At 34.1% G+C, this 5,843-nt stretch carries 8 protein-coding genes; 6 read left to right on the forward strand and 2 right to left on the reverse strand.

The features are described 5' to 3' along the window. Positions 1-13: 13 nt before the first annotated feature. A complete protein-coding gene (locus Q0A18_RS09500) occupies positions 14-529 on the reverse strand; it encodes a gamma carbonic anhydrase family protein (protein WP_292009917.1) in 516 nt (171 codons plus the stop codon). 219 nt (positions 530-748) lie between these two features. On the opposite strand from Q0A18_RS09500, the gene Q0A18_RS09505 reads away from it, so the two are divergent. The 5 genes from Q0A18_RS09505 to Q0A18_RS09525 all read left to right on the forward strand — a co-directional run bounded on the left by Q0A18_RS09505 (position 749) and on the right by Q0A18_RS09525 (position 3,866). After that, positions 749-1,627 (forward strand): NifU family protein, encoded by an 879-nt coding sequence (locus Q0A18_RS09505; protein WP_292009918.1) that lies wholly within the window; start codon positions 749-751, stop codon positions 1,625-1,627. 1 nt (position 1,628) lies between these two features. Continuing rightward, on the forward strand, positions 1,629-2,081 hold the full coding sequence (locus Q0A18_RS09510) for a hypothetical protein (RefSeq protein ID WP_292009919.1): 453 nt from the start codon (positions 1,629-1,631) through the stop codon (positions 2,079-2,081). Then, positions 2,081-3,109 carry a ferrochelatase gene (gene hemH / locus Q0A18_RS09515; protein ID WP_292009920.1) on the forward strand — a complete coding sequence of 343 codons (1,029 nt, stop codon included), beginning with the start codon at positions 2,081-2,083 and terminating at the stop codon, positions 3,107-3,109. Before Q0A18_RS09510 ends, hemH begins: the two co-directional genes overlap by 1 nt. A 260-nt stretch (positions 3,110-3,369) precedes the next feature. Next, positions 3,370-3,597 (forward strand): hypothetical protein, encoded by a 228-nt coding sequence (locus Q0A18_RS09520; protein WP_292009921.1) that lies wholly within the window; start codon positions 3,370-3,372, stop codon positions 3,595-3,597. Further along, on the forward strand, positions 3,597-3,866 hold the full coding sequence (locus tag Q0A18_RS09525) for a hypothetical protein (RefSeq protein WP_292009922.1): 270 nt from the start codon (positions 3,597-3,599) through the stop codon (positions 3,864-3,866). The genes Q0A18_RS09520 and Q0A18_RS09525 overlap by 1 nt, the downstream gene beginning before the upstream one ends. A 34-nt stretch (positions 3,867-3,900) precedes the next feature. Here the strand turns inward: Q0A18_RS09525 and Q0A18_RS09530 are convergent, their stop codons facing one another. Then, positions 3,901-5,112, reverse strand: coding sequence for a type IX secretion system plug protein domain-containing protein (locus Q0A18_RS09530; RefSeq protein ID WP_292009923.1), 1,212 nt, complete (start codon positions 5,110-5,112; stop codon positions 3,901-3,903). A 71-nt stretch (positions 5,113-5,183) separates the two neighbouring features. Here Q0A18_RS09530 and Q0A18_RS09535 point away from each other — a divergent pair, with 71 nt between their 5' ends. Next, positions 5,184-5,822, forward strand: a complete 639-nt coding sequence (locus Q0A18_RS09535) for an MBL fold metallo-hydrolase (protein WP_292009924.1) — start codon at positions 5,184-5,186, stop codon at positions 5,820-5,822. The last annotated feature ends 21 nt before the right edge of the window (positions 5,823-5,843 follow it).

Raw genomic sequence — 5,843 nt, forward strand, 5'->3', positions numbered from 1 at the left:
AATAATCTTTGATCTATTCTTTATACCAGGAAGAATACTTCACATAGTTATCAGCAATTCTATTAACTTCTCCCTCCAGCAGCTGAGACGATATATCTTTAATCTTTCTTGCCGGAACTCCACCCCACACTTCCCCTGATTTGATATGCGTCCCTTGTGTGACCACTGATCCTGCTCCTACAATAGAATTCTCCTCTACAAGACAGTCATCCATTACAATAGATCCCATCCCAATCAGTACATTATCCTGAATCGTACAGCCATGGACAATAGCATTATGTCCTATAGAAACGTTATTTCCTATAACCAGAGGATATTTTTCATAAGTACAGTGCAGCATTGCATTATCCTGGACATTAACTTTATTTCCCATTTTTATATAATTAACATCTCCCCTTATTACTGCATTATACCAAATACTACAATCTTTTCCCATGGTAACATCTCCAATAACAGTTGCTGTTTCTGCCAAAAAAGTATTTTCTCCAATTTGAGGAGCCTTCCCTAAAAGTTCTTTTACAAGTGCCATATTTATTAGATTTAATAATGAAAGTTAGTAAAAATCCCGGAGATATATTATGATATATATTAGTAAGAAAAAAGTTATTGTCAAGAATTTAATAATGGTTTTAGAATCAGAAATTTCATAAATTCAAATCAATTATAACTCTTATAGCAAAAATCTAACTTTCGTGTTCTTTACTCCCGTATCTAATCCGTATTTTTGTATCTCAAATTTAACGAAAAAATGCGTACCATACTTATAGAACCAACAGAAAACCCAAAAGTGATGAAATTTGTAGCCGACTACAATCTTATCCCTGGATCATTAGAGTTGGACAGAAGTTCAGATATTTCAGAAATTCCTCTTGCACAGGAACTTTTCAATTATCCATTTGTAGAAAGAATCTTCATCACGGCTAATTTTGTAGCAGTAGCTAAACAGGATACCGTGGAATGGGAGCATGTTTCAGAAAGCCTGAAAAATGTAATCGAAGATGAATTACTGGCTAATCCGAGAATCTACATCCAAAAAAGAAAGGAGATGTATCAGGTTTATGCTGAAATGACTCCTAATCCTAATGTAATGAAATTTGTTTCCAATAAATTATTACTGGATGGTTTCGTGGAGGTAAAATCAAGAAATGAAGCAGCTGAAGTCCCTTTAGTTCAAGCCATTTTTAATGAATTTGATTTTGCACAAGAAGCTTTCATTTCCGATAACTTTGTAGCAGTAACGAAAGATAATTCCGTAGAATGGCATGAGGTAATGGTAGCTGTAAGAGCGCTTATTGCGGACTACCTTCAAAACGGAGGCCTAATCTCCAATCTTGAACCTCAGAAACATGAAAATCCTGTAGAAAAAATCATCAATAGGGACTATACGAATGATGAGCAGAAGATTTCAGATATCTTAAATGAATATGTAGCTCCTGCTGTAGAAAATGACGGAGGAAAAATATCTTTAATGGAATATGACGAAAATACCAAGACAGCCAGAATGCTACTGCAGGGAGCCTGCTCCGGATGTCCAAGTTCCACAGCTACATTAAAGAACGGAATTGAAAACATCTTAAAACAATTCATTCCTGAGCTGGTAGAGAAAGTAGAGGCGGTAAACGGATAATATGAAAAAAATTTTTGTATTATTTTGTTTAAGTATTCTTACTGTCATTTCCTGTAAAAAGGAAAACAATCAGAATATCAACCAAAAATATCATGAAGAGCTTAAACAATCAGGGCTCGCAAAAGACAGTTTAGAGAAAATGGACATTATTCTGGAAAAACTCAACCAAAAGAACACCCCATTTCTAGATTACTATGTCACCTATTATTATAAGCTGGACAAGGAAACTCAGGACGAAATAAAAAAAACAAAAGGAGAACATTATCTGGAAGAAAATCCGGAGGGATATTTTGAGCTATTCACAAAAATTATTTCTAAAAAAGGTAATGAATATCTCAATTCTTTTGGAATCAGTGAAGAAGAAGAAATGTTAGCAAGAGAGGTCTATATTTTTTATCTGAAGAAAAATTATGGGTCCACTGTTGACGCTCAACTGGAAAATCTAAATAAATAATGAAGGGAATCTTACTAGTCAATCTGGGATCTCCAAGGTCCACCGAGGTACAGGATGTAAAAGAATATCTGGATGAATTTTTAATGGATGAAAGGGTCATTGATTACCGATGGATCTTCCGTGCATTACTGGTTCGCGGAATCATATTAAATACAAGACCTCCAAAATCTGCCGAAGCTTATAAAACAGTCTGGACGGATGAAGGTTCTCCATTAATCGTCATCACGGAAAAGATTCAGAAAAAACTCCAGAAATTGGTTGACGTTCCTGTGGAAATCGGGATGAGATATGCTGAACCCAGCATAGAAACCGGGATTCGGAAACTTAAAGATCAGGGGATAGATGAAATAGTACTCTTCCCTCTTTATCCACAATATGCCATGAGTACAACGGAAACCGTTATTGAAAAGGCAGAAGAAGTAAGAAAAAGCAAGTTTCCTGATATTAAAATTAATTATATCCAACCTTTTTACAACCGGGATATTTATATCAATTGTCTTGCGGAGAGCATTAAAGAAAAACTTCCTGAAAATTTTGACGCCTTACAGTTTTCTTATCACGGTGTTCCCGAAAGACATCTTTACAAAACGGATCCTTCCAACACCTGTAAAATTGATGATGCCAACTGTATCAACAGCCAGGTAGATACTCACAATGCTTACTGTTACAGGCATCAATGTTATAAAACAACGGAAACCGTTATTGCTAAGATGGGTCTTCCAAAAGAAAAAACAATTGTCTCCTTCCAGTCAAGATTGGGAAAAGATAAATGGATAGAACCTTATACTGATGCAACTTTAGAGAGCATTCCTAAAAAAGGTATAAAAAATCTTGCTATTGTCTGTCCTGCATTTGTATCAGACTGTCTGGAAACTCTAGAGGAAATATCCGTGGAAGGAAAAGAGCAGTTTTTACATGCTGGTGGAGAAAATTTCCATTACATCCCTTGCCTGAATGACGAAGACCGTTGGATTGAAGTTGTGAAAACCTTATGTGAAGAGAAATTAAATGACTTTTATTTAGTTTAAATATCATAAAATAACAAGAAAAAGACACTCAAAGGCATGGGTGTCTTTTTTTACGTGAATGATATCTATTCAAATACTTCATTTGATTAAATTAATCAAAATATTAAATATACCCCCAATAAAAACACACCATAATTAATTAAAAACAATAAAAAAACAAACAACACCCCTATAAAAATAAAAACAATCCTCTTATTTATATATTTTTTTACATAAATTTGCATTATCAAAACTTTCACTAACACTTAAATATTTTGGTTATGAATACTACAGTTAAAATATTACAGCGTAAAATTGAAAATTCGACTCCTGAATTATTAGAAGCACTGACAAAAGTGATAGACCAGTTTGAAAATCAAAGTAAATCTTCCGTACCTCAATTCCAAGTGGATGAAGTACTGTACCGAATTCAATTTCATAAAGACAATCCTAAAACAAAACTGGATTTTTACGAAAACATATCAGATCTTAAAAAATATTTTGCCTAATGAAAGTTCTTTTATCATCCATTGCTAAAAATGATATTCGGTTACTCATGAGAGTGTTCAATGCTGAAAAAGAAAACAAAGGCACTGACTTCCTGGATACTTTACAAGAATCCATTTCTCAGATTCTGAAACATTCAGAGGCATCGAATACAGAGCAAAAAGAGGTCATGGTATATAAAACAAAAAACTTTCCCGTTCACATTCATTATCTGTTTGAGAATAAAGAAAGTCTTTTTATTACAGCTATATTTAAAGAGTTACAGCAGTAACTTCTTTAATTACCTGCTTTTACTTTATTGAATACTATCTAACAGGAGTTCTGAACTCTCCATAACCCATCAGTCCATCATAGCTTCTTCCGAAAGGAGCATAGTATAAAAATGCCTGATAAAGATTTTCGGTCTGCCAGAAGTTTCCATTGATTTCCCCAAAGTTCAATGAACCGTCACTTTCTTTGGTTGTCAGTATATAATTATAGAAACCTTGTTTCAAGAATATTTTGGCGATATATTGTTTGGTTTCTTCGTTATACTGCATCTGATATTCTTTTTTAGCCACAAAATCATTAAATCCTCCCAATACATATATTTCTTTATCCATAGGCTCAGAATCCAATGCAAAATATACCCATGAATAATCAGCTTCACGGGTAGCATCCCTTTCAATTCCCAGATCATTCCGTCTGAAATAGAAAGCACCGTTTACATCAGGCTGATATTGATAATTCAACGGATAAGCCCATACAGCATGCAAATAAGTATGATTAACTCCATCTTTTACTTCTGTAGCACGAACCATATCAGCCGCCATATTCATATTTTTATTATCAAAATAATAGAATTCATTATTTCCCGGGAAAGTCAGGCTCATCTGCTGAAAAAGAAGTTGATTCCCCAATGTAGAACTAGGTTTCAGGTTAAAGACACTCATGTTCATATTATTATTCTGAACCACATTAAGGCTCATTGAATTCACATTTGAGGATAAATTTCCCATAATAGAGGTAGCCTGAACCTCAACCCTCTGATTAACATTAGGATTTCTGGCATCTGAAATTCTTGAAACATTTACTGCTAATGATGCATTTTTTTCAACTACATAAAATCTTCTTTTAAATAAAGGCTTTTCTACAGAGTCTTTGTAGACGATTATCTCAAAATTTCCAGAGATTTTAGGTTTTATTTTTTCATTCGGAAACGTCAATGTATAATGAGTATACGCCTGCAATGTATTGAACGAATACGTAAACTGATCCAGCAAACCATTAAGACTTCCTGAAGCGAACTCAGTAAAGAAAAGATTATCATCATTCCAGTTACGGTCATAATGTTTGATCGTATACCTATAAATCTCACTGGCATTAGAAAGATCATCAAAATTCAAAACCAATGTTTCATCAAAACCAATAACAGGCGTTTCATCATTAGTCTGAGGATTAAACAGCTGAATGCCCTGAATATTCTGCCCAAAGGCCAGGCTACTTAAAGACAGTAAAAAAATTCGTAAAGTTTTCATTATTACGAAGATAAATAAAAATAGTTACTTTCTTCAGATTATTGTATTTTTGATAAAAAAATATTCACAAAATGCTTCAGATTCAATCTTTCGTCTTCAACTTTGCCAGTGAAAACACTTACATCCTTTATAATGAAAATAAGAATGCCTGGCTAATCGATCCGGGAAATATGAATGAACAGGAAACCCAACTGATTGATGATTTTATCACCACTAATGAATTAAAAGTTCAGAAAATACTTCTTACTCATGCTCATATTGATCATGTATTAGGTCTGCAATGGGCTTTTGATAAATTCAAGACACCTGTAACCTTGCATCAGGAAGACCAGGAAGTACTGGATATGCTGCAGATGAGCGGTATGAGATTCGGATTACCCATCAACCCAGTCAATGTGGATATTGAATACATAAAAGAAGGTGATGAACTTGAATTAGACGGCGAAAAATTCAAAATCTACCATGTTCCGGGACATTCACCGGGAAGCGTGGTTTACCATAATAATGAACAAAAGTTGATGATCTCAGGTGACGTACTTTTTGAAGGCAGTATTGGAAGAACTGATCTGTATAAAGGAAATTACGATCAGCTGATCGAGGGCATCAAAACTAAATTATTTATTTTAGATGATGAAACTCAAGTTTTTTCAGGCCATGGAAATCCTACCAGCATTGGTTTTGAAAAACAATACAACCCTTTTCTGAAATAAACTTTGGGAATTATATAATTC

This window comes from Chryseobacterium sp. (assembly GCF_022712095.1).
Classification (GTDB): domain Bacteria; phylum Bacteroidota; class Bacteroidia; order Flavobacteriales; family Weeksellaceae; genus Chryseobacterium.

Bases quoted from the DNA above. Each gene is read 5' to 3' on its own strand.
- Q0A18_RS09500 (WP_292009917.1), bottom strand. From the start codon at position 529: ATGGCACTTGTAAAAGAACTTTTAGGGAAGGCTCCTCAAATTGGAGAA.
- Q0A18_RS09505 (WP_292009918.1), top strand. From the start codon at position 749: ATGCGTACCATACTTATAGAACCAACAGAAAACCCAAAAGTGATGAAA.
- Q0A18_RS09510 (WP_292009919.1), top strand. From the start codon at position 1,629: ATGAAAAAAATTTTTGTATTATTTTGTTTAAGTATTCTTACTGTCATT.
- hemH (WP_292009920.1), top strand. From the start codon at position 2,081: ATGAAGGGAATCTTACTAGTCAATCTGGGATCTCCAAGGTCCACCGAG.
- Q0A18_RS09520 (WP_292009921.1), top strand. From the start codon at position 3,370: ATGAATACTACAGTTAAAATATTACAGCGTAAAATTGAAAATTCGACT.
- Q0A18_RS09525 (WP_292009922.1), top strand. From the start codon at position 3,597: ATGAAAGTTCTTTTATCATCCATTGCTAAAAATGATATTCGGTTACTC.
- Q0A18_RS09530 (WP_292009923.1), bottom strand. From the start codon at position 5,112: ATGAAAACTTTACGAATTTTTTTACTGTCTTTAAGTAGCCTGGCCTTT.
- Q0A18_RS09535 (WP_292009924.1), top strand. From the start codon at position 5,184: ATGCTTCAGATTCAATCTTTCGTCTTCAACTTTGCCAGTGAAAACACT.